Source organism: Nonomuraea bangladeshensis, from assembly GCF_039529455.1.
GTDB classification, from domain to species: Bacteria; Actinomycetota; Actinomycetes; order Streptosporangiales; family Streptosporangiaceae; genus Nonomuraea; species Nonomuraea bangladeshensis.
The window spans coordinates 353,406-376,301 of sequence record NZ_BAAAMV010000003.1 but is presented as its reverse complement, the minus strand read 5'-3'; the positions used below and the strand labels follow the sequence as shown (position 1 = coordinate 376,301).

The window sequence follows — 22,896 nt, the reverse complement described above, 5'->3', positions numbered from 1 at the left end:
CGTCCACCCCCACGGGCTTGGAGAACCGAAATGGCCGATGTATCGCGAAGACAAGTGCTGAGATTCGGCGCGGCGGGAGCCGGTGCCGCGCTGTTGCCCCTGCAGTGGACGGCCGTGGCCCGGGCCGCGTCGGTGGCGCCCGCGGAGGTGCGGGCCGCGAACGATCTGGCCCTGTGGTACGACGAGAGCGCCGGAACGGAGTGGCTGCGCGCGCTTCCGATCGGGAACGGCCGCCTCGGCGCCATGGTGTTCGGCAACGTCGACACCGAGCGGCTGCAGCTCAACGAGGACACCATCTGGGCCGGCGGGCCGTACGACCAGAGCAACACGAGGGGCGCGGCGGCGCTGGGGCAGATCCGGCAGCTGGTCTTCCAGAACCAGTGGAGCCAGGCCCAGACCCTCGTCGACCAGAACATGCTGGGCAACCCTTCGGCTCAGCTGGCCTACCAGCCCGTGGGCGATCTGCGACTGACCTTCGGCAGCGCCTCCGGGGTCTCGGAGTACAACCGGGTCCTGGACCTGAGCACGGCCACCACGACGGTGACGTACCTGCAAAACGGCGTACGGTACCGGCGCGAGGTGCTGGCGAGCGCGCCGGATCAGGTGATCGCACTCCGCCTGACCGCCGACAAGCCCGGCTCGATCACGTTCTCCGCGACGTTCGGCAGCCCGCAGCGGACGACGCGGTCCAGCCCGGACGGCACGACGGTGGCGCTCGACGGCGTCTCCGGCGACCAGAGGGGCCTGGCCGGCAAGGTCAGGTTCCTGGCGCTGGCCCGGGCCGTCGCCGAAGGCGGCAGTGTCAGCAGCTCGGGCGGCACCCTGCAGGTGAGGTCCGCCAACAGCGTGACGGTGCTGATCTCCATCGGCTCCGGCTACGTGAATTACAAGGATGTCGGCGGCGACTATCAGGGCATCGCCCGGCGCCATCTCGACGCCGCCGTCACCCGGACCTACGACGACCTGCGCGGCCGGCACGTCGCCGACTACCAGCGGCTGTTCGGGCGCACGACGCTCGACCTCGGCCGTACCGCGGCGGCCGACCAGCCGACCGACGTGCGGATCGCGCAGCACGCCGGCGGCAACGACCCGCAGTTCTCGGCGTTGCTGTTCCAGTACGGCCGCTACCTGCTGATCTCTTCCTCGCGGCCCGGCACCCAGCCCGCCAACCTGCAGGGCATCTGGAACGACTCGCTGACCCCGTCCTGGGACTCGAAGTACACCCTCAACGCCAACCTGCCCATGAACTACTGGCCGGCCGACACGACCAACCTGTCGGAGTGCTACGAGCCGGTGTTCAGGATGGTCAACGATCTCACGGTCAGCGGCGCCCGCACGGCCCGGGTGCAGTACAACGCCGGTGGCTGGGTGACCCACCACAACACCGACGGCTGGCGGGGCAGCTCGGTCGTCGACGGCGCGACCTGGGGAATGTGGCAGACCGGCGGCGCGTGGCTGGCCACCATGATCTGGGACCACTATCTCTTCACCGGCGACCTCGACTTCCTCCGGCAGTACTACCCGGCCATGAAGGGGGCCGCGCAGTTCTTCCTGGAGACCCTCGTGGAGGAACCGACCCTCAAATACCTCGTCACGAACCCGTCGAACTCCCCCGAGCTGACCCACCATGCGGGCGTCAGCATCTGCGCCGGACCCACGATGGACAACCAGATCCTGCGGGACCTGTTCAACGGCTGCGCCAGGGCGAGCGAACTCCTGGGCACCGACGCCGGCTTCCGTACGCAGGTCCTGGCCGCCCGCGACCGCCTCCCGCCGATGCGGGTGGGCTCACGCGGCAACATCCAGGAGTGGCTGTACGACTGGGTCGAGACCGAGCAGAACCACCGGCACATCTCCCACCTCTACGGCCTGCACCCCAGCAACCAGATCACCAAGCGCGGCACACCCGCGCTTTACACGGCCGCGCGGCGGACCCTCGAACTGCGCGGCGACGACGGCACGGGCTGGTCGCTGGCGTGGAAGATCAACTACTGGGCGCGGATGGAGGAGGGCACGCGGGCGCACGACCTGATCCGCGCCCTCGTGACGACGGCCCGGCTCGCGCCCAACATGTTCGACCTGCACCCGCCGTTCCAGATCGACGGCAACTTCGGCGCGACGTCCGGCATCGCCGAGATGCTGCTGCAGAGCCACAACGGCGAGCTGCACGTGCTGCCGGCGCTCCCGGCGGCCTGGCCGAGCGGGAAGGTGCAGGGTCTTCGCGGACGCGGCGGCTACACCGTGGACGCGACGTGGAGCTCGGGCGGGCCCACCGAGATCCTCGTCAGGTTCGACCGCGACGGCACGGTCAACGTGCGCGGCCGGATCTTCACCGGGACCTACCAGGTGGTCGACGCCACGACCGGCGATGCCGTCAGCGTCACCAAACCCGAGAACGACGTCGTCAGACTGAGCGGCCAGGCCGGTCGTACGTACCGCATGACCGGATCCGCCGGCCCCCCGCCGGCGACGTACGTGCGGATCACGAACGCGACCACCGGCCTGGCGCTGGACAGCGGCGGCAACGTCGCCTCGGGGGCGAACCTCAAGCAGTGGAACTGGGACGGCAGCACCAACCTGCAGTGGCAGCTCGTGGCCCTGGGCGGCGGGTGGTACCGCATCGTCAACCGTACCAACGGCATGGTCGCCGACAGCTGGGGCAACACCGCCAACGGAGCCAACGCCAGGCAGGCCGCGTGGGACGGCGGCAACAACCAGCAGTGGCGCCTCAACAGCACGGGCAACGACCGCTACCAGATCATCAACCGCGGCACCGGCACGGCCCTCGACGGCATGGGCAACGCCACGTCCGGCTCCACCGTGGCCATGTGGACACCGAACAACAGCACCAACAACCAATGGACCATCACGGGCGTGTGAACCCGGCGACGCTCGCGGGACCAGAACGAAGAGATGACGGCGTGGGCGCGGTGCGCGATCCGCCGATGCCCTGCCCGCGGCCGGGCGTCGGGCGGATCGTCACCTCCCATGTCGGACAATCTACGGGCATGGATTCCGCAAGACGCGCTGTCACCCCGGAAGTCCTGACCATGCCGATCTACGCTGCCCGCATGGCTTTCGTTATCCCAGAGATCAAGGTCGGCCTCGCCGAACTCGGCGGCGGGCCTGACGCCTGGTGCGCAAAATGCGGCAAGCGTGCGAGCCTGTACTTCGTCGAGCCGGCGACCGGACGATTCACGTACGTCTGCGCGGCCGACGCCGGCCCTGAGCTGGAGGCGATCCTCCTGCGCTCCGCCGACTAGGCGAATCACCACCGCCGCCCCGACACCGTAGAACCGCGTACTGATGTCGTGCTGGACCGGCTGGAACGCCGCGGTCACATCACCCGGGTCTCCCAGAACGGCGCCTACGGCCTGGTCAACGCCAACAGCGGCAAGTGCGTGGACGTACCGGACCACTCCTCCGACAGCGGCGTCCAACTGCCGAGGGCAAGACCGGCGGCTCGGCCTTCAACCCGACGAGCTTCTACTCCTACCACCTCGACCCGGCCGCCGACGTGCCGAGCCTGCCGCGCACCTACGCCGGTCCCCAGGCGTCGATCGGGCTCTGAACTCCCGCTGACGGGCGGCGGCACAGGCACCGGATCATGTGTGCCCGGCATGCCAAGACTGCAGGAAGACAGGTCGGCCCTCAACCGTCGCGGGCGCCTCTGTCACCGTTGCCCGCCCGGGCCGAACCGCATCGTGGGACGCGGGTCCCGAGGGCGGGCAGGTGGAACGTGGTGGCGACGTGCCGGGCCTGCTCCCGTACCGGTCTGGGGACGCCGTCCGGCGACGGCTCGATCGCGCGTCGGTAGGCGACGCAGGGCGCCGCCATCGTCCGAGACATCCGACATGAAGTGGCCTTTTGGCCGGGATGACCAGGCGATACCGCGTCAGCACCCCAAGACATCGGATGTTAACCCTTGCTAGTCGGGCATTTCACTGATATTTCCTTGGATCAATTCCTGTGATCGGAGGAATCCGTGCCTCACCCCCCACGACGACGGTTCGGCCCGGCCTTGATGGCCGTGCTGACGCTCGTCGGCGCTCTGTCCGCCCCCACAGCGGCCGGTGCCGCAGCCGCCCAGACACCCGATGACTTGACCCTCTGGTACGACAAGCCCGCGACCGACTGGGAGACTCAGGCGCTCCCCATCGGCAACGGGCCCCTGGGCGCCAAGGTGTTCGGCGGCGTCGCGACCGAGCAACTCCAGTTCAACGAGAAAAGCCTGTGGACCGGCGGCCCCGGCGTCTCCGGCTACGACTTCGGCAACTGGAGAACGCCGCGGCCGGGCGCCATCGCCGAGGTCCAGCAGCAGATCGACCGGGACGGCAAGATGGCGCCCAACGCCGTGGCTGCCAAGCTGGGCCAGTCCAAAACCGGCTTCGGCGCGTACCAGACGTTCGGCGACCTGTTCCTCGACTTCGCCGGCGCCCCTGCGGACCCCGCCGAGTACCGCCGCGAGCTGAGTCTGCGCGAGGCCGTGGCCCGCGTCGGCTACACCACCGGCGGCGTGCGCCACGAGCGCGAGTACTTCGCCAGCAACCCCGGCAACGTCATCGTCGGCCGGATCTCGGCCGACCAGGGCGGCAAGGTGTCCTTCACGTTGCGGCACACCTCGCCGCGCCAGGACAAGACCGTCGCGGCCTCCGGCGGCAGGCTCACCATCCGGGGCCGGCTCGCCGACAACAAGATGACGTTCGAGGCCCAGATCCAGGTGATCGCGCAGGGCGGCACCCGTACCGACGCCGGAGACAAGATCACCGTCACCGGTGCCGACAGCGCCGTCTTCGTGCTGTCGGCCGGAACCGACTACGCCGACACCTATCCGGCCTACCGGGGCGATGACCCGCACACCAAGGTCACCGCCGCGGTGGACGCCGCCGCCGCCAAGAGCTACGACCAGCTCAAGGCCGCGCACGTCGCCGACTACCGCAAACTGTTCGACCGGGTGAAACTGGACCTCGGCGGCTCGACCCCCGCGATCCCCACCGACCGGCTGCGCAGGAACTACACCGGCGGCGCCTCGGCCGACGACCGGGCGTTGGAGACGCTGTTCTTCGCCTACGGCCGCTACCTGCTGATCTCCTCCTCCCGGGAGAACGACGTGCTCCCGGCCAACCTGCAGGGCGTGTGGAACAACTCCACCAGCCCGCCCTGGTCGGCCGACTACCACGTCAACATCAACCTCCAGATGAACTACTGGCTCGCTGAGCAGACCAATCTCCACGAGACGACCAAGCCGTACGACCGCTACATCTCAGCCATGGTGGCGCCCGGCAGGGTGACGGCGCGGGACATGTACGGCGCGCGCGGCTGGGTGGTCAACAACGAGACCAACCCGTTCGGTTTCACCGGCGTGCACGACTACGCCAGTTCCTTCTGGTTCCCCGAGGCCGCGGCCTGGACCACCCAGCACCTGTACGACAGCTACCGATTCACCGGCGACACGGCGTACCTGCGCGACACCGCCTACCCCGTGATCAAGGGGGCCGCCGAGTTCTGGCTCGACTTCCTGCACACCGACCCCCGTGACGGCAAGCTCGTGGTCTCCCCTAGCTACTCGCCCGAGCACGGTGACTTCTCGGCCGGCGCGTCGATGTCGCAGCAGATCGTCCGGGAAGTGTTCACCAACGCCCTCGCCGCGGCCAGGAAGCTGGGCGTGGACGAGGACTTCCAGGCGGAGGTGAGCGGCGCACTGGCCAAGCTGGACCCCGGACTGCGCGTCGGCTCCTGGGGACAGCTCCAGGAGTGGAAGACCGACTGGGACTCCGCGACCGACACCCACCGGCACGTCTCTCACCTGTACGCCCTGCACCCCGGCAACCAGATCACCACCGGCAGCCCCGAGGCCGAGGCGGCGAAGGTCTCGCTGACCGCGCGCGGCGACGGCGGGACCGGCTGGTCCAAGGCATGGAAGATCAACTTCTGGGCTCGGCTGCTGGACGGCGACCACGCCCACAAGATGCTCAGCGAGCAGTTGAAGGCGTCCACGCTGGACAACCTGTGGGACACCCACCCGCCGTTCCAGATCGACGGCAACTTCGGCGCCACCTCCGGCATGGCTGAGATGCTGGTGCAGAGCCAGCACGACGTGGTGCACGTGCTGCCCGCCCTGCCCTCGGCCTGGAAGAACGGTTCGGTGAGCGGCCTGCGCGCCCGTGGCGGCGTCACCGTGGACGCCGCCTGGAAGGACGGCGCGCCCGACACCGTCACCCTGCACCCGGGCAACTCCGGCCCGATCAAGGTCAAGTCGCCGTTCATCGCCGGGCGCTACCGCGTCTACGACGAGCGGGGCCACGAGATCGGCGCCCACCGCGACGGCGACACCCTGAGCTGGAACGCCGGCGCGGGCAGGACGTACACGATCCAGAACGAAGCCGCCGTCGCCCTACGCGTACCCGGCACCGCCACGCCGGGCACGCCGTTCGAGGCGAAGGTCACGATCACCGCGACCCGCCGCCGTGCGGTGCCGGCCGCCGACGTGACGCTCACCGTCCCGCGGGGCTGGACCGTCGTACCGGCCACCCGCCACCTGCCCGGCACGGCGCCGGGAAAGACCCGCACCGCGACCTTCACCATCACTCCGGGACCGGCCGAAGGCGCCCGGCAGGCCGTGCTGGCCGCCACTGTCACCGGCGACTCCTGGTCGGGCGCGGCCAGTGCCGTGCTAGCCCTGGAACCCTGTGCCCCGCCCCCGGCCGGCTCGGTCCTGGTCGCCTGGGATCCGAAGGAGGGCGGCACGGTCAACGATTCCTCCGGCAATCGCCGCGACGCCGTCGTCACCGGCGGCGCCCCGGCCTATGACACGACCGCGCCCAGCGGCAGCGGGCTGGTGCTGGACGGCAACACGTACCTGACGACCGGCGCGACCTCGCTCGGGCTGGTCCGGGAGGCGACGTTCGCGGCGGAGGTCAAGATCGGCGGCAGCGGCTACCGCCGGCTGTTCGACTCACAGCCATCCGGCGACCCCGGCACCGACGGCGTCCTCATCGATGTCACCCCAGGCAACACGCTGCGCTTCATCGGCGCGGGCGCGAACGTCGGCCTGAACACGACCCTGCCTACCGGCCGCTGGATCGACCTGGTGGTCACCCTGGAGTCCACCGGCGCGATCACCGTGTACGTGGACGGCGAGCGCAAGGCGACCGGCCAGGCCACCTCCGACGGCATCACCGGCTGCACCGCCCGTCCGCTCCGCTTCGGCGCCGACCAGGGCGGCGGGCAGCGGCTGACCGGCGGCGTCGACCGGGCCGCCGTACTCGCCCGCGCGCTGACTCCCGAGGAGGTGAAGGCCTGGCGGGACCTGACCGCCGCGTAGGTTCGCGCCATCGGAGGCACTGCCAAGGGGCAGCGCCTCCGATGCCGTGAAGTGCGAGCCCACCAGCCCCGGCAGCTTCCTGCGGCTGGTCACCAGAACCGCGCACGCGTGGCCGCCCGGCAGCAGCAGCTCCACCTGTGGCTCGGCGGCGGCGTTGCCGAGCACCACCAGCATGCGGCGCCCGGCCAGCACGCTGCGGTACATCGCCGCCCCCTCGCGGCCCCCGGCCTGTGACGCTCGAAATCAGGTCGGGGGTCCTTGACCTGGGAGTTCGCCAGTCAGCTCGCGGATCGTGTTCGCCCTGGGCCACGCAGCGTGGGTGAGGATGACCCGCACGTCCTCGGCGGGGAAAAACGGCATCGAACGCCGGCGGCACCGGCGGCGACAGCGAGCCTGCGTCCGGTGCCGGTGGGTGATGATTTCAGACGTCGTTTCCGGGGCGGCGGCGGGTACGCCGTACCAGCCAGATCGCCGTGGCGGTGGCGACGCCGAGCGCGGCCGTGGACAGGGCCAGAAGCAGCGGCAGCGCTCTCGGACCGGCGCCGGCCCGGCGAGCCCAGGCCGATCGTGTCGGCGTACGTCGGCGCACCCGCGGGCTCCCCTTGCACGTCCACGGTGCCTGCGCCAACGCCGGCACCTCGATCCGATACGTCAGCCGCTGCCCGTAGGTGAGCGGCACCCGGAAGCACGCCTCCTCACCGGGGATCATGGTGTCGGTGTAGCGGCCGTCGGTGAGCACGGGGCCGTCGCCGTAGGAGCCGCTGCCCACCACGCGTGTCGGCTCGGACGCCTCCACCAGCGGCTCGACGCTCTCGTTGGGGGTGGCGGCCGGCGGGAGCGCGGCGACGTCCACGGCAGGTGGTTCGATGATGAGAGTGAGTTCGAGCGGTGCGGTGGAGGTGCGGATCTGGTCGCCGCGGTTGTCCGCCTCGATCGTGTACCGGCCGGGTTTCTCGCAGGTGCCGGCGCCGCTGGGTTCGGCCGCCGCGGCTGTGGCGACGGAGGCAGGAGCGGAGACGCCGGCCAGGGAGAGCGCCAGCAGGATGGCTGTCAGAAGCCGCGACATGGACGACGTTATTGACAGGTACGCAAGGAGGCGCGGGAGCAGGTGTCACAGCCGGCGTTGATCGAGCGTGAGGTTCCGAATGGCCGGCTGCCCACTCAGACCACGGTCAGGGCGATGCCGCCCCGCCGGATCGAAGCCAGCCGGTACTCCGCCAGGAGCGACACCCATGCCATGACGAGCGCGATGGCGAGGGCGAAGGCGACATTGGCCACCCTGGAGCCCTGCACGACGAAGATCGAGACCCAGGCCGCCACGAAGAGCGCACCGGTCACCATGCTGAGAGCGGCCCAGCCGCGACGGCCGGCCGCCGCGAACCGCCGGCCGAACGCGAGACACGCGGCGATCAGCGCGAGAAAGGCGACCCCGGAGACGAGGAGGTGCAGCATCCCCTGCGTGCTCATGCTCGTGGGCGGGCCGACGGGCGTCCCCGGCGGGAAGCCGTCGGCAGGGTCGGCGGAGAAGCAGGCAGCGGCGATCATCCCGGCGCCGAAGACGCCGACCAGTCGCGGCCCCCAAGTGCTGTCCCAGCCCACCGGACCACGAGCCCGGTGCAGGCCGGCCGCTCCGGCCACGAACAGCAGGCCGCTGACCGCGAAGTTGGCGATCTGCATCCACCCTTGGTCGCCGTTGCTCAGCATGCTGGCCGGGTAGCGGCTGATGTCGAACCCGTCCCTGGTGAGTATCTGCAGCAGGACCGCGATGATGTAGAGGGGGCCGGCGACGACGCCGCATGTCAGCAGCCTCCGTGTCGTGCCGTCGGCCGCTGTGGCGGTGAGGTTCTTCCTCATCGGTCTACTCCTTTCGTGCCCGTGGGGGGGCGGTGATTCGGTCGACGATGTCGATCACTCTTCTTCTTCCTCTTCATTCGAGCCGGGGCGTCCCTTCGGGGACGGCGTCTCGTCAAGCGGGTGGCGGCGCTCGCGCCGCGCGCGTGCGAGTTCGGTGCCCAGCGCGTCCAGGCGCTGGCTCCAGAACTGGCGGAAACGATCCAGCCAGATGCCGACCTCCCTGAGGTGCCTAGAGCGCCGTCGAACACGTCGAACGCGTGCGCGGCCCAATAATTTCAGTCTCGACTTATATAAGTCAATCCTGAAGAAGTGGCGGATGGTCGGGGATGACCTCGTGGAGTGGTTCAAGCAGGCGGTCGACCGCCGTGGTCGTGCTGGGTGCCGCACCTGCCGATGACTACATCCGCCCAGGTCATTGCTCTGCGAGGCTTTGCCTCGACGTACGCGAACTCCAGTCACCCGGGACGGCAAGATGATTCCGCGGCGCCTGTCACCGAGCATGCTCGGTCACCCGGTCGATGTTCAGGCCGGCGTCGGACAAGGATCCCGACCTGAGAAAACGCGCCGGAGGGCTGTCCACTTGGAAAGCAGGAACGCCGCCCCCTGCCACTTCCAAGCTATAGCGCCCCCCGGGGCTTGCGGCAAGGCCCGGGTCATGCCCCAGACTTCCGGACCGGAAGTCGTACAACGCAGGGGGGCGGCATATGTTCGACGTGATCATCGCCGGTGGCGGGCCCACCGGCCTGATGCTGGCGGCCGAGTTGCGGCTGCACGGCGCGCAGGTGCTCGTGCTGGAGAAGGACGCCGAGCCGGCCCCGTACGCCAAGGCTCAGGGCCTGCACGTGCGCAGCATCGAGGTGATGGACCAGCGCGGCCTGCTGGAGCGCTTCCTCGCGCACGGCCGGCGGCATCCGCTGCGCGCTTCCCTCGCCGGGGCCGATCGGCCCGCGCCCGCCGGGCTGGACACCGCGCACGGCTACCTCCTCGCCATCCCGCAGACCGTCACCGAGCGCCTGCTGGCCGAGCACGCCGCCGCGCTGGGCGCGGAGATCAGGCGCGGCGCCGAGCTGACCGGCCTCAGCCAGGACGAGCACGGCGTGACCGCCGAACTGGGCGACGGCACGCGGCTGCGCTCGCGCTACCTCGCGGGCTGCGACGGCGGGCGCAGCACGGTGCGCAAGCTGCTCGGCGTCGGCTTTCCCGGCGAGCCGAGCAGACTGGACACCCTGCTCGGCGAGATGGAGGCGGACGAGGATCCCGGGACGATCGCCGCCACTGTCGCGCGGATCCGCGAGACCCAGCCGCGCTTCGGCCTGCTGCCGCTGGGCGACGGGATGTACCGGGTGATCGTGCCCGCCCTGAGCGTCGCCGAGGACCGTGCCGTGCCGCCGACGCTGGAGGAGTTCCGGCAGGGGCTCAGGGCGGTCGCGGGCACGGACTTCGGCGTGCGGGCGCCGCGCTGGCTGTCCCGTTTCGGCGACGCCACCCGGCTGGCCGAACGCTACCGCGACGGCCGGGTGCTCCTGGCGGGCGACGCGGCCCACATCCATCCGCCGGCCGGCGGGCAAGGGCTCAACCTCGGCATCCAGGACGCGTTCAACCTCGGGTGGAAACTGGCCGCCGAGGTCGCGGGCTGGGCGCCTGGCGGGCTGCTGGACACCTACGAAGCCGAACGCCGCCCGGTGGCCGCCGCCGTGCTGGACGACACGCGGGTGCGCATGCACCTGATGTCCGCCGAGCCGGGACCCCGGTCGGTGGGGCGGCTGCTGGCACGGCTGATGCAGTTCGACGAGGTGACCGCGTACCTCATCGAGCAGGTCACCGCCATCGGTGTCCGCTACGACCTCGGCGGTGGCTCCGAGCTGGTGGGGCGGCGGTTGCGGGACGTCCGGCTGAAGCGCGGCCGCCTCTACGAACTGACGCGCTCCGGCCGCGGCCTCCTGCTCGACCGGACCGGCCGGCTCTCGGCCGAGGGCTGGGTGAAGCGCGTGGACCACGTCGTCGACCCCGGCGCCGAGCTGGACGTCCCCGCCGTACTGCTCCGCCCCGACGGCCACGTGGCGTGGGCCGGCGAGGACCAGGCGGAGCTGGCCGGCGTGCTGCCGCGCTGGTTCGGCGCTCCCTCCAGATAACCGGGATTATCCGCTGAAAGCCCATATGATCGGATTGGACGCAGCGAAGGTCGTGCACCTCTGGGCGATCGAGTGGATGCGCCCCTCTACTACTGAGGATCCTCATGCTGCACGGCCGTCAGACGGAACTGGCCCGGATCGATCAGCTGCTCGACGGGCCAGGCGGTGCTCTGGTGGTGCGCGGCGAGGCAGGCATCGGCAAGACGGCCCATCTGGAGTACGCCGCCAGGCGGACGTCCGGTCGCGTCCTGCGCGTCACCGGGGTCGAGTCGGAGGCCGAGTTACCCTTCGCCGCCCTGCACCTGCTGTTGCGCCCCGTGCTCGACGGCGTCACCGCGCTGCCCCCGCAGCAGGCGGACGCCTTGCTGGGCGCGCTCGGCCTCGGCGAGGCGACCCAGGGCGACCGCTTCCTCGTCGGCCTGGCGACGCTCAGCCTCCTCGTGGAGCTGTCGAAGGAGGAGCCGCTGGTATGCCTGGTCGACGACGCGCAGTGGCTGGACAGCGAGTCGGCCGACGCGCTGGTGTTCGCCGCGCGCCGCCTGCACGCCGAGCCCGTCGTCGTTCTGTTCGCGGCGCGGGAGGACGGCGGCACGTTCCCCGGCGGCGGCCTGCCCGAGCTGTGGCTGGGCAAGCTCGACGCGGACGCGGCGGCTCAACTGCTGGCCGAGCAGGCGGCCGACCTGCCGCTGGCCGCCCGCGACCAGCTCGTCACCGAGGCGCAGGGCAACCCGCTCGCCCTGATCGAGCTGCCCCGCATGCTCGGCCCCGAACAACGGGCGGGCGCCTTCACCCCGCTGGCCTTCTCCCTCGCTCCGGTGACGGTGACGGACAAGGTGCTCGCGGGCTTCCGCAACCGGATCGCCGAGCTCCCCGCCGCCACCCGCTTCTGCCTGCTCGCCGCGGCCCTGGACGATCGCGGCGAGCTCAAGGCCCTCACCGGCGCGCTCGACCGGCTCGACGCCTCGGTGACCGACTTCGCCGAGGCCGAGCGCGCGGGGCTGGTCCAGGTGAGCACGTCCTGTGTCGTCTTCCGTCATCCGCTGGTACGTACGGCGGTGCTGCTGGCCTGCGACATCGCCGCCCGGATGGCCGCGCACCGGGCGCTGGCCGAAGCCGTCGACGACGACCGGCGCGCCTGGCACCTGGCCGCGGTGACCCTGCAACCGGACGAGGGGGTGGCCGGAGAGCTGGAGAGCCTGGCGCTGCGCGCTCTGCAGCGCGGCGGCCAGGCCACGGTGTCGGCGGCGTACGCGCGGGCAGCCGAGCTGTCCGCCGACCCGGCCGACGCCGTACGCCGATGGACGGCCGCCGCCGGGGCCGCCGCCGAGGCGGGGCTGAGCCGGCGCGCCGCCGAGCTGGTCGCCGCGGCGCAGCGGCAGGCGGGCTCGTCCGCTCTGGACAAGTCGGTCCTGGCCGAGCTCACCCGGGTGCGAGCACAGCTCGCGTTCGAGGCCGACCGGCCGCTTGAGGCCGTCCGGCTGCTGCAGGAAGGCGCCGAGAGGGCGGATCCCGCCACGATGCTCTCGCTGCTCGGCCTGGCCGGCTTCTACGCCTGGACCAGCGCGCCCCACCCCGATCAGCTCGCCCTGGCCCGCCGCACCGAGGAGCTGACACCGGACGGCGACGGGCTCGCGGGCGCGGTGCACGCGATCAACCGCGGCTTCCGCACGATGCTGGAAGGGGACACCACACCCGTTCCAGCCTTCCCCATCGGCTTGAGCGAGCTGGTGGCCGTGCCGTTCGAGGTCCGCATGGTCATCACCTTCCACGCGTTCGTCCGCGCGGAACGCGAAGAGATGCTCGCCGGCGCGGCCGCTCTGGTCGAGGAGTGCCGGGCGCAAGGTCGTCTGGGCCGCCTTCCTCAAGCCATGACGCTCCTCACCATCGCCCAGCTGACCGACGGGCGTCACCGGTCCGCGCGCGCCACGGTGGCCGAGGGCCTGAGCCTGGCCGCCGACGCCGGCCAGCCGTTCTGGCGGGGCTATCTGGAAGGCGTCCAAGCCTGGCTGTACGGGGTCGCGGGCATGGAAGAGGAGTGGGCGGCGTGCACCGCCGAAGCCCTGCGCCACGCCGACAACAGGTCCTGGCTGCCGGCCGGCACGTGGGCCGAGTACGGGCGCGTGATCCTCGACCTCGGCCTCGGCCGCCACAACGCGGTGCTCGACCGGCTGGACAGGGCGACGGAAGGCACCTCGCGGCATGCGTTCATCTGGGGGTATGCCTGGCCGGACTACGTCGAGGCGGCCGTCAGGGCGGGCACGCCGCGACGCGCCGACGAGGTCCTGCGCCGCTACGCGGCATGGGCCGAGGGTGTCGGGCAACCCGGTCCGCTCGCCGTACTGCATCGGGCCCGCGCGCTGCTGGCGTCCGACGAGCGGGCCGAGGGCCTCTACGAGCGCGCGCTCGCCGTGCACGGGCAGCACGAGCAGCCTTTCGACCAGGCCAGGACCCGCCTGGTGTACGGCGAGTGGTTGCGCCGCCACCAGCGGCGCACCGAGGCCCGCATCCAGCTTGAGGCCGCGATGGAGGCGTTCGACCGGTTGGACGCCGCCCCGTGGTCCGCCCGCGCGGCCGCCGAACTGCGCGCCACCGGCGCCTCGCCGGCCCGCCGCGCGAAGGCCGGCGACCTGCTGGCCGCGCTCACCCCGCAGGAGCTCCAAGTGGTACGGCTGGCCGTCACCGGGGCGTCGAACCGGGAGATCGGCGCGCAGTTGTTCCTGAGCCCGCGCACAGTCGCCTACCACCTGTACAAGGCCTTTCCCAAGCTGGGCGTCTCCTCGCGCGGTGAACTGGCCGCACTGGGCCTGATGACCTAAGCGAGCCCCGGCGGCTCCAGCAGGATGACGGAAGCGGCGGCAGGGCGGCCGTCCCTAGCGTTTCCCGCATGAACGTTCCCACCTACTCCCTTGCCGAGCGCGACCGCCGCTGGGCGCTCGCACGGGAGATCATGGAAGCCGAGGGCGTACAGGCACTCATCGCCTACGGCGAGCACGAGTGCGCGGACCTCGCCCCCTTCGCGCCGGATGTCTACTTCACCAACGACCGCCCCGGCGCGATCGTCATCTTCTGCCGCGACGCCGACCCGATCGAGCTGACCTGGTCGACCCTGCCCATCGCCGACCACATCCAGGCGCTGCGTCGCGGTGAGGAGTTGTGGATGCCGCCCGAGCGCATCCGCGTGGCCAAGCACGCCGCCGGGGTGGTGGAGGTCCTGCGCGAGCACCGCCTGGAGAGCGCGGCCGTCGGTGTGCTCGGCCTGGATCCCTACCCGCCCTTCCACATCAACCCGATCATGCCGCACGGGCTGTGGAACCAGGTGCTCGCCGAGCTGCCGGACGTGGAGTTCAAGCCGGTCGGGCTCAGCTACCTGTTCGCCACCATCTGCCAGTCGGAGGAGGAGCTGGCCGTCGTCCGCCACTCCGCCGCCACCGGCGACGCCATGGCCGAGGCGATGGTCGAGGCGGCCCGGCCCGGCGCCAGTGAGGCCGACGTGTACGCGGCGGGCATGGCGGCCGCGTTCCGCCGCGGGCTGGCGGCTCCTGACATGCTGCTCTCCTCCGGGCCCGGCTTCGTCTCCTGGGGGCCGCCGGCGTGGTCCTACCGGCCGCAGGCCCCGCGCGTCATCGAGGACGGCGACGTGGTCATGGCGGAGGTGTTCTGCCGGTTCGGCATGAAGGAGACCCAGCACCAGGTGGCCATCGCCGTCGGCGAGGTCCACCCCGACATCGAGCTGGGCGCCAAGGTCGCCCGCGCCGCGTACGAGGCCGGGCTGGCCGCCGCCCGCCCTGGCAACACCTTCGGCGACCTGGTCGAGGCGATGCGCGCGCCGCTGGAGGAGGCCGGCGCCTGGAACGTGCACCCGCTGGTGCACACGCTCAACCCCATGGGCCCGGTGTGCGGGTTCGGCGCCGGGCTGCGCCGCCTGCCCGAGGCCGCCCGCTACGGGCGGCTGTTCGAGGTGCCCACGATGGGCGGTGAGCTGCCCCTCGCCCCGGGCATGACCTTCGCCTTCGAACCCAACGCCGTCATCGGCGACCGCCTGACCAACCTGGGCGGCACCGTCGTCATCGGCGAGGACGAACCCGTCGAGCTGAACCCGCTGACCGCCCAGCTGCTGAGGAGCCGAGTGTGATCACCGTCGACCACACCGCGTCGTACGCGCGTCCCGCCGACGCCGTCTTCGCCGTCCTGTCCGACCCCGCGCGCTTCCCCGAATGGCAGGCCGACGTCCTGGAGTCGCGGATGAACGGTCCGCTGCGCGAGGGTGCCCACGTCGAGCAGGTCCGCAAGGTGATGGGCCGCCGGACCGAGATCGGTCTGACAGTCGCCGACTACGTGCCGGGCGAATCGCTCACGCTGCGCACCCCGCCGCAGGCCAAGCCGGGGGTGAGCCAGACGTACCGCGTCCGCGAGACCGAGGGCGGCTGCCGGGTGGAGTTCCGGCTGGAGCTGAACGGGGTGCCGAAGATGGCCGAGCATCTGGTGCGCACCCAGCTCGGCAAGCAGGTGCCGCAACTCTTCGAACGACTGGGGACGCTGCTGTGACGACGCACCACATCCCGGAGCGAGAGATCGCCGAGCGGCCCGCCGCCTACAACGGGCCCAACTTGTCGCCGGTCGGCCTGAAGCTCGTCCCGCGGCAGCTCGCCGACGGCGTCCACGCGCTGATGGCCGTCCCGGCCCCGAAGGACAATAACGGGCTCATCGCCGGACGAGACGCCGCGCTGGTGGTCGACGCCGGCATCACCCCTGACGTCTCGCGCACCATCCAGTCGCTGGCCGCCGAGCTGACCGACCGGCCGCTGCGCTACCTGGTCAACACGACCTACCACGGCGACCACACCTTCGGGAACCTGGCCTTCCCCGCCGAGACCGTCATCATCTCCTCGCGCGCCAACCGGGACAACATGACCGACCTCGGCTACGAGAAGCAGGTCAGGTCGGGAAACATGTACGGCGACGAGGCCCTCTTCGACGCGGTGACCACCTGGCGGCTCCCCGACCTGGTCTTCGACTCCTTCGCCGAGGTCGACCTGGGCGGCCGGACGGTTCAGCTGTGGCACTTCGGACCCGGCAACGGCCCGGGCGACACCGTGGTCCACGTGCCCGACATCGGGACGGCGTGGACCGGCAACCTCCTGTGTCACGCCGGCATCGCCCACATGCTGCTGCAGGGCGGCCCCGCGCCGTACGCCGCCACCCTGCGCGCCATGAAGGCGGCGCTGCCCGACCTCCGGACCATCGTGCCCGGCCACGGCCCCGCCGGGGACGGCCACGCGGCGATCGACACCCTGATCTCCTACCTTGAGCGGCTCCACGAGGAGGTCCACGCCGCGACACAGCAGGGCCGCACCTTGGAGGAGACCACCGCGGCCTGCACGGATCCGTGGGCCGACCGCCTTGACCCGGCGCTCGCCTCCGTCCTCGGACCACCCCAGGCCCAGGACGCGATGCTCCACCTGTGCCGCAACCTGCACAGACTCAACGTCCTCACCACCTACCGCCTCTACACGACGGAGGCATCCGCCGGCTGAGCGGCGAGGGCGTGGCGGTGGTCGCGGATGACCTCCGCGTAGCGGCGGCCGCTGCTCTTGACCGTACGGCGCTGGGTGGTGTAGTCGACGTGGACGAGGCCGAAGCGCTTGTCGTAGCCGTAGGCCCATTCGAAGTTGTCCAGCAGCGACCAGACGTAGTAACCGGCGAGCGGGGCGCCCCGGCGGACGGCGCGGGCGCAGGCGGCCAGGTGCTCCTCCAGGTAGCGGACGCGTTCCGGGTCGGCGACGCCGGCGGGGCCGACGGTGTCGGGGTAGGCGGAGCCGTTCTCGGTGACGAGGATCCGGCGCGCCCCGTACTCGGTGGTCAGGCGCATGATCAGACTCTCCAGGCCACCGGCGTCGATCTCCCAGTCCATGCCGGTGCGGGGCGCGTCCGGCCTCGGGACCTGGCGGGCGAAGGGGGGCGGGCCGTCGGGATCGTCGGCGATCGACATGGGGAAGTAGTAGTTCAGGCCCAACCAGTCCAGCGGCTGCGCGATCGTGGCCAGGTCACCCGGACGTTCGGGGAGGTCGACGCCGTACGTCTCGCGCAGGTCGGCGGGAAAGCCGCGGCCGTGTACGGGGTCGAGCCACCAGCGGTTGGTGTGGCCGTCCATGCGGCGGGCGGCGGCCAGGTCGGCGTCGGAGCCGGTGGCGGGTTCGACGGTGGAGAGGTTGTTGACGATGCCGATCTCCGCGCCGGGCGCGGCGGCGCGCACCGCCTGGGTGGCGAGGCCGTGGCCCAGCAACAGGTGGTAGGAGGCGCGGACGGCGGCGGTGATGTCGGTGACGCCGGGAGCCATCCTGCCTTCGAGGTGGCCGATCCAGGCCGAGCAGAGCGGCTCGTTGAGCGTGGCCCACTGCCGCACCCGGTCGCCGAGCGCGTCCGCGACGACCGCCGCGTAGGCGGCGAAGTGCTCGGCGGTCTCGCGGGCGGGCCAGCCGCCGCGGTCCTGGAGGGTCTGCGGCAGGTCCCAGTGGTAGAGGGTGGCGTTCGGGGTGATGCCGGCGTCCAGCAGGGCGTCGACGAGGCGGGAGTAGAAGTCGAGGCCCCGCCGGTTGACGGCGCCGTCGCCGCCGGGGACGATCCGCGGCCAGGCGAGCGAGAACCGGTAGGAGGTGACGCCGAGCTCCTTCATCAGGGCGAGGTCCTCGGGCCAGCGGTGATAGTGGTCGCAGGCGACGTCGCCGGTGTCGCCGTTGTCGATCGTGCCGGGGGTGTGGGAGAAGGTGTCCCAGATCGACGGGGATCGGCCGTCCTCCGCCACGGCTCCCTCGATCTGGTAGGCCGAGGTGGCCACGCCCCAGGCGAAGTCCCGGGGCAGGGCGGCGAGGTCGATGGGGTGGGTCACAGAGGTCCTTTCGAGAGGCGGCGCGGGCGTCACTTGACGGCTCCGGCGGTGAGGCCGGCGACGAGGTAGCGCTGCAGGAGCAGGAACCCGGCGACGACCGGCACGCTGACGGTCAGCGACGCGGCCATGACCTGGTTCCAGTAGACGTCGTTCTGCGTGGCGTAGCCCTGCAGGCCGACGGAGAGCGTACGGGTGGTGTCGTCGGTCATGATCGAGGCGAACAGCACCTCTCCCCAGGCGGTCATGAAGGCGTAGACGGCGACGGCGACGATCCCGGGGATCGCGGCGGGGATGACGATGCGGAACAGCGCGGCGACGGGCCCGCAGCCGTCGACGGCCGCGGCCTCGTCGAGGGCCCGCGGGATCGAGGCGAAGTATCCGATCAGCATCCAGATCGAGAACGGCAGGGAGAAGGTCAGGTAGGTGAGGATGAGGCCGCCGCGCGAGCCGTACAGGGCGATTCCGGTCGCGTTGCCGATGTTGACGTAGATCAGGAACAGCGGCAGCAGGAACAGGATGCCCGGGAACATCTGGGTGGACAGCACGGTGACGGTGAAGACCCGCTTGCCGGGGAACTCGTAGCGGCTGACGGCGTACGCCGCGAAGATGGCGATGATCACCGAGAGGACGGTCGCCACCCCCGCCACGACGACGGAGTTCGCGAAGTAGCGGGCGAGCGGGACCGTGTCCCAGATGTCGAAGTACGGCCTGACCGTCAGGCCGCTGGGCAGCCAGCGGAAGCGGCCCGAGACGTCCTGCAGCGGCTTGAGCGAGCTGCTGACCATGACGAACACCGGCACGAGCACGAACCCGGACAGCAGGGTCAGGAACACGGCCCGTGCCCACAGGAAGGACCGCGGAGGCGCGGTCGGCGCGCTAGACATCGGCGGTCTTCCTTCCGCGCGAGGTGACCAGGAGGTACCCCGCCGTCACCACGAGGAGGAACAGGAGCAGCAGGACCGACATGGCCGATCCGGTGCCGAAGTTCCAGGTGACGAACGAGGACTGGTAGATGTGGATGGAGATCAGGTTCGCGGGCGCCGGCGCGGAGTCACCGAACAGGATGTACGGCGTGTTGAAGTCGTTGAACGTCCACAGGAACAGCACCAGGACGAGGACCCGGTTGATCGGGTGCAGGGACGGCATGGTGATCTTGCGGATCTGCTGCCAGACGCCGGCTCCGTCGATCGCGGCGGCCTCGTACAGCTCCTTGGGGATGTTCTGCAGGGCCGCCATGACGATGAGGAACGCGAACGGCCAGGTCTTCCAGACGGCCACGACGGCGAGCGCGACGAAGCTGTTGTCACCGAGCAGCCAGAAGGGGCGCTCGTCGATCAGGCCGAGCTGGTCGACGAGGACGTGGTTGACCATGCCGTTGTCCCGCTGGAACATGAACGTCCAGGTGATGGCCGCCGCGTAGACGGGCAGCGCGTACGGGGTGAGGAAGACGGCCCGCAGCAGGCCGCGGCCGCGGAAGTTCTCCTGCATGAAGATCGCGGCGGCGGTCCCGACGAGCCAGCACGTGCCGACCGCCAGGACGCTGAAGACGCAGGTGACGAAGAAGGAGTTCAGCAGGTCCTGGCCCACGGGGGCGTCGAGGTCGACCGAGACGCGGTAGTTCTCCAGCCCGCGCCAGGGCGCGGCGCTCCAGTCCCGGATGTAGAACTGGGTGAGCTCCTTGAAGCTCGCCAGGATGCCGGTGAGCATCGGCACCAGGTGCACGAGGAGCTCCAGCAGCGCGGCGGGGAGCAGCAGCAGGTACGGCAGGCTCGCCCGGCGCAGGCGCGGTTTCCTGCGGGGCGTCCGGCCTGCACTGCCGGGCCGCTCGGTGCGGCGGCCCGGCAGGGCCGGATCCTGGGTGACGGTGGCCATGTCGCGACCGCTCACCGCGTCGGCATCTGCTGCTGAGCCTTGGTGAGGCGCTCCTTGACCAGCTCGGTGGTGATCTGACGCCCTTGGGCCGCGTCGGCGAACAGTTCCTTGACGGCGGTGCCGACCGCGGTCTCGAACTGCGACTCCTCGGGAACTCGCGGGAGCGGGGCGGCGCTGGTGGCGAGCGTGTCGCGCAGGACGGCGAGGTCGGGGGTGTTGAAGGCCGCGTCCTGCTGGGCGGCCTTGACCGGCGGGATGGAGCCGTAGGTCTTGTTGAGGATCTTCTGCTCCTCGTCGCCGGTCATGAACTTCACGAACTGCAGGGCGCCGTCGAGGTTGTCGCTGTTCTTGAAGACGGCCAGGTTGATGCCGGCGACCATGGAGTTGATGTTCTGGCCGGTGCCGGGGGCGCCGGAGGGGACGGGGACCGGGGCGACGCCCCACTCCTCCGGCTTCATGCCGTGGGACTTCAGGGTGGTGGCGGCGGTCTGCCAGAGGATCATGGCGGTGTTGCCCTTGGCGAAGTCCTGCAGTGACTGGTTCTGGGCGTATTCCGCGTTGCCCGGGGCGACGATCTTGTCGGTGGCCATGAAGTCGACGTACTGCTTCACGGCGGCGACGGCGCCGTCGGAGGTGAAGGTCGGCTTGCCCGAGGCGTCGAAGAAGTCGGCGCCGTGCTGCTTGGCGAGGACGAAGACCTGGTGGATGTTGTTCGACAGGTTCGAGCCCTCGACTCCGAGGCCCCACTTGCCGCCGGTGGAGAGCTTCTTGCCGGCGGCGACCAGCTCGTCCCAGGTGGCCGGGGGCTTGTCGATGCCCGCGTCCGCGAACGCCTTCTTGTGGTAGTAGAGCGCGTACGCCATGGAGTACAGCGGGACCGCGGCCGGGTCCTGTCCCTCCGCGCCGGCGGAGGCGAGGGCGGAGTCCACGAAGCGGTCCTTGCCGCCGATCTTGCCGAAGGCGGCCGCGTCCCAGGGCAGCAGGGCGCCGGTGGCCTGCAGGGAGGTGGACCAGGTGTTGCCGATGTTGAGCACGTCGGGGCCTCGGCCGGACGTGGTGGCGGCCAGGATGCGGTTGAGCAGGTCGGCCCAGGGGACGACCTCCAGCTCGACCTTGATCCCGGTCTGCTGCTCGAACTTCTTCAGCTCGGGCGTGAGGATCTCCTTGTCCGCCTCGATGCTGGGGCCCTGGTTGGACGCCCAGTAGGTCAGTGTCTTCGGCGTTCCCTTGCCGGCCTCGCCGGCGCCGGTGCTCCCGGTGCCGCAGGCGGCGAGGGTGCCGAGAGCGAGGACGGCTGCTGCGACTCGTGTTTTCTGCATGACGGGTCGTCCCTTCGAGGGAGTCCTGGGATGGGGGGTGCCGTTCGGGACGATCTCCTGCGGAGAGTTTCCTTCAGACCTTAATTCAGGGCTTGAGTTAATACCTGAGAGATGCGGCCGTCAAGGGACGCGAAACGGTAGATTGCACCCAGGAGAGGAGCCGCATGGCCAAGCTCAGTAGGCAGACCGTCCGCGACCTGCGAAGAAACAGTCGTGGGGCGGTCCTGCAACAGTTGTATTTCAACGGCCCCATGAGCCGTCAGGCGCTGGGCACGGCCACCGGGTTGAGCTCGGGTTCGATCAGCACCATCGTGGCCGAGCTGGCGGGCGAGGGGCTGGTGGAGGATGCCGGCACGGTCGACTCCGACGGCGGGCGCCCCCGCCACCTGCTGCGCGTCCGTCCGGGCTGCGCCTGCCTGATCGGCGTCGACGTCGGGGAGACGCGGGTGCGGGTCGAGCTGTTCGACCTCGGCCTCACCGAGCTCGCCCGCTACGAGCGTCCCTTGGAGGGCAGAGGCCACGACGTGGCGTCGGTCGTCCGGCACATCGCCGACGGAGTGGCCGCCGTCGTCGCCCGCGCGGACGTTCCCGACGACCTGCTTCTCGGCGCCGGCGTCGGCGTGCCCGGCATCGTGGAGCGCGGCTCCGGCGACGGCGCGGTGGTGCACGGGCAGACCATCGGCTGGGACGGGGTCCCCCTGGAGTCCCTGCTGCGTACGTCGGTCGCCCTTCCGCCCGGGGCCCGGCTCTTCATCGAGAACGGCGCCAAGACGCTCGGCCGGGCCGAGATGTGGTTCGGCGGCGGGCGGGGCGCGAGCGACGCGGCCATCGTCCTGTTCGGGTCGGGAGTGGGCGCGTGCGTCGTCACCGGCGGCACGATCATGGAAGGGACCCACAGCAGCGCGGCCGAATGGGGACACACCGTGGTCCAGGTCCGCGGCCGGCGCTGCCGCTGCGGCTCGCGGGGCTGCCTGGAGGCGTACGCCGGGGCCGAGGCGCTGATCCAGCGCTGGCGCGAGGCCGGCGGGGCGCTCCCCCCTGACGCCGACGAGGAGTCGGCGGTCACCGCGATGATCGCCGCCGCCTTCCCCCAGGACGGCGCCGCCCCCGACCCCGTGGCGGTGGCGGTCCTCGACGAGACCGCCGAGTACCTGGGCGCCGGCCTGGCCAACCTGATCAACCTCTACAACCCCGAGCGCATCCTGCTCGGCGGCTGGGCCGGGCTGCAGCTCGCCCCGTACCTGCTGGACGCCGTACGACGCCACGCGACCGCCTACGCGCTGCGCCACCCCGCCGGGCAGGTCGTGATCGAGCCGGGACGGCTCGGACCCGACGCCGTCACGGTCGGCGCCGCGACGCTGCCGCTGGCCGAGTTCTTCGCCCGCGGCGGACGCCGGGACTCCCCCGTGGCCGAGGCCGACCTGGTGCCCGAGCGGACAGGGTGGCGCGCGGTGGCGGGCGTGCAGGTCTGAGCCCCCGGCCGGTGCGGTTCCCCGCACCGGCCGGGCC

The 22,896-nt window shown here is 71.1% G+C and carries 16 protein-coding genes; 10 read left to right on the top strand and 6 right to left on the bottom strand.

Annotated features, from left to right (window positions below):
- Window positions 1-54: 54 nt before the first annotated feature.
- The 4 genes from ABD292_RS09960 to ABD292_RS09945 all read left to right on the top strand — a co-directional run bounded on the left by ABD292_RS09960 (window position 55) and on the right by ABD292_RS09945 (window position 7,324).
- Entirely contained in the window at window positions 55-2,880 is a 2,826-nt protein-coding gene (locus ABD292_RS09960) for a glycosyl hydrolase family 95 catalytic domain-containing protein (RefSeq protein ID WP_344206783.1), read from the top strand.
- On the top strand, window positions 2,829-3,263 hold the full coding sequence (locus ABD292_RS09955; RefSeq protein ID WP_344206782.1) for a hypothetical protein: 435 nt from the start codon (window positions 2,829-2,831) through the stop codon (window positions 3,261-3,263). Before ABD292_RS09960 ends, ABD292_RS09955 begins: the two co-directional genes overlap by 52 nt.
- 134 nt (window positions 3,264-3,397) lie before the next feature.
- Entirely contained in the window at window positions 3,398-3,571 is a 174-nt protein-coding gene (locus ABD292_RS09950) for a hypothetical protein (RefSeq protein WP_344206781.1), read from the top strand.
- Between the two features lie 531 nt (window positions 3,572-4,102).
- Window positions 4,103-7,324, top strand: coding sequence for a glycosyl hydrolase family 95 catalytic domain-containing protein (locus ABD292_RS09945; protein WP_344206780.1), 3,222 nt, complete (start codon window positions 4,103-4,105; stop codon window positions 7,322-7,324).
- Window positions 7,325-7,745: 421 nt separating this feature from the next.
- Here the strand turns inward: ABD292_RS09945 and ABD292_RS09940 are convergent, their stop codons facing one another.
- Window positions 7,746-8,390 carry a hypothetical protein gene (locus ABD292_RS09940; protein WP_344206779.1) on the bottom strand — a complete coding sequence of 215 codons (645 nt, stop codon included), beginning with the start codon at window positions 8,388-8,390 and terminating at the stop codon, window positions 7,746-7,748.
- Between the two features lie 95 nt (window positions 8,391-8,485).
- Complete coding sequence (locus tag ABD292_RS09935; protein WP_344206778.1) at window positions 8,486-9,178, bottom strand: DUF998 domain-containing protein; 693 nt, start codon at window positions 9,176-9,178, stop codon at window positions 8,486-8,488.
- Window positions 9,179-9,882: 704 nt separating this feature from the next.
- On the opposite strand from ABD292_RS09935, the gene rox reads away from it, so the two are divergent.
- The 5 genes from rox to ABD292_RS09910 all read left to right on the top strand — a co-directional run bounded on the left by rox (window position 9,883) and on the right by ABD292_RS09910 (window position 16,844).
- Window positions 9,883-11,310 (top strand): rifampin monooxygenase, encoded by a 1,428-nt coding sequence (gene rox, locus ABD292_RS09930; RefSeq protein ID WP_344206776.1) that lies wholly within the window; start codon window positions 9,883-9,885, stop codon window positions 11,308-11,310.
- 104 nt (window positions 11,311-11,414) lie between these two features.
- Window positions 11,415-14,126 (top strand): AAA family ATPase, encoded by a 2,712-nt coding sequence (locus ABD292_RS09925; RefSeq protein WP_344206775.1) that lies wholly within the window; start codon window positions 11,415-11,417, stop codon window positions 14,124-14,126.
- 68 nt (window positions 14,127-14,194) lie between these two features.
- Complete coding sequence (locus ABD292_RS09920; RefSeq protein ID WP_344206774.1) at window positions 14,195-15,442, top strand: M24 family metallopeptidase; 1,248 nt, start codon at window positions 14,195-14,197, stop codon at window positions 15,440-15,442.
- Window positions 15,439-15,855 carry an SRPBCC family protein gene (locus ABD292_RS09915; protein ID WP_344206773.1) on the top strand — a complete coding sequence of 139 codons (417 nt, stop codon included), beginning with the start codon at window positions 15,439-15,441 and terminating at the stop codon, window positions 15,853-15,855. The genes ABD292_RS09920 and ABD292_RS09915 overlap by 4 nt, the downstream gene beginning before the upstream one ends.
- Window positions 15,852-16,844, top strand: a complete 993-nt coding sequence (locus tag ABD292_RS09910) for an MBL fold metallo-hydrolase (RefSeq protein WP_344206772.1) — start codon at window positions 15,852-15,854, stop codon at window positions 16,842-16,844. Before ABD292_RS09915 ends, ABD292_RS09910 begins: the two co-directional genes overlap by 4 nt.
- On the opposite strand, the gene ABD292_RS09905 is transcribed toward ABD292_RS09910, so the two are convergent.
- From ABD292_RS09905 to ABD292_RS09890, 4 genes are read right to left on the bottom strand one after another with little or no spacing between them, the layout of a single operon-like run.
- On the bottom strand, window positions 16,817-18,196 hold the full coding sequence (locus ABD292_RS09905) for a GH1 family beta-glucosidase (RefSeq protein ID WP_344206771.1): 1,380 nt from the start codon (window positions 18,194-18,196) through the stop codon (window positions 16,817-16,819). The two genes, ABD292_RS09910 and ABD292_RS09905, sit on opposite strands and share 28 nt — an antisense overlap.
- A 29-nt stretch (window positions 18,197-18,225) precedes the next feature.
- A complete protein-coding gene (locus tag ABD292_RS09900; protein ID WP_344206770.1) occupies window positions 18,226-19,080 on the bottom strand; it encodes a carbohydrate ABC transporter permease in 855 nt (284 codons plus the stop codon).
- Window positions 19,073-20,083 (bottom strand): carbohydrate ABC transporter permease, encoded by a 1,011-nt coding sequence (locus ABD292_RS09895; RefSeq protein ID WP_344206769.1) that lies wholly within the window; start codon window positions 20,081-20,083, stop codon window positions 19,073-19,075. The genes ABD292_RS09900 and ABD292_RS09895 overlap by 8 nt, the downstream gene beginning before the upstream one ends.
- The gene (locus ABD292_RS09890) at window positions 20,080-21,387 is read right to left on the bottom strand and encodes an ABC transporter substrate-binding protein (RefSeq protein WP_344206768.1); all 1,308 of its coding nucleotides are present in this window, start codon (window positions 21,385-21,387) and stop codon (window positions 20,080-20,082) included. Before ABD292_RS09890 ends, ABD292_RS09895 begins: the two co-directional genes overlap by 4 nt.
- A gap of 164 nt (window positions 21,388-21,551) precedes the next feature.
- Between ABD292_RS09890 and ABD292_RS09885 the strand changes: the two genes are divergently transcribed.
- On the top strand, window positions 21,552-22,859 hold the full coding sequence (locus ABD292_RS09885) for an ROK family transcriptional regulator (RefSeq protein WP_344206767.1): 1,308 nt from the start codon (window positions 21,552-21,554) through the stop codon (window positions 22,857-22,859).
- Window positions 22,860-22,896 lie beyond the last annotated feature (37 nt).

What these genes read in the sequence shown, in the direction of transcription:
- ABD292_RS09940 (WP_344206779.1), bottom strand. Translation starts at nt 8,390, where the DNA reads ATGTCGCGGCTTCTGACAGCCATCCTGCTGGCGCTCTCCCTGGCCGGC.
- ABD292_RS09935 (WP_344206778.1), bottom strand. Translation starts at nt 9,178, where the DNA reads ATGAGGAAGAACCTCACCGCCACAGCGGCCGACGGCACGACACGGAGG.
- rox (WP_344206776.1), top strand. Translation starts at nt 9,883, where the DNA reads ATGTTCGACGTGATCATCGCCGGTGGCGGGCCCACCGGCCTGATGCTG.
- ABD292_RS09925 (WP_344206775.1), top strand. Translation starts at nt 11,415, where the DNA reads ATGCTGCACGGCCGTCAGACGGAACTGGCCCGGATCGATCAGCTGCTC.
- ABD292_RS09920 (WP_344206774.1), top strand. Translation starts at nt 14,195, where the DNA reads ATGAACGTTCCCACCTACTCCCTTGCCGAGCGCGACCGCCGCTGGGCG.
- ABD292_RS09900 (WP_344206770.1), bottom strand. Translation starts at nt 19,080, where the DNA reads ATGTCTAGCGCGCCGACCGCGCCTCCGCGGTCCTTCCTGTGGGCACGG.
- ABD292_RS09890 (WP_344206768.1), bottom strand. Translation starts at nt 21,387, where the DNA reads ATGCAGAAAACACGAGTCGCAGCAGCCGTCCTCGCTCTCGGCACCCTC.
- ABD292_RS09885 (WP_344206767.1), top strand. Translation starts at nt 21,552, where the DNA reads ATGGCCAAGCTCAGTAGGCAGACCGTCCGCGACCTGCGAAGAAACAGT.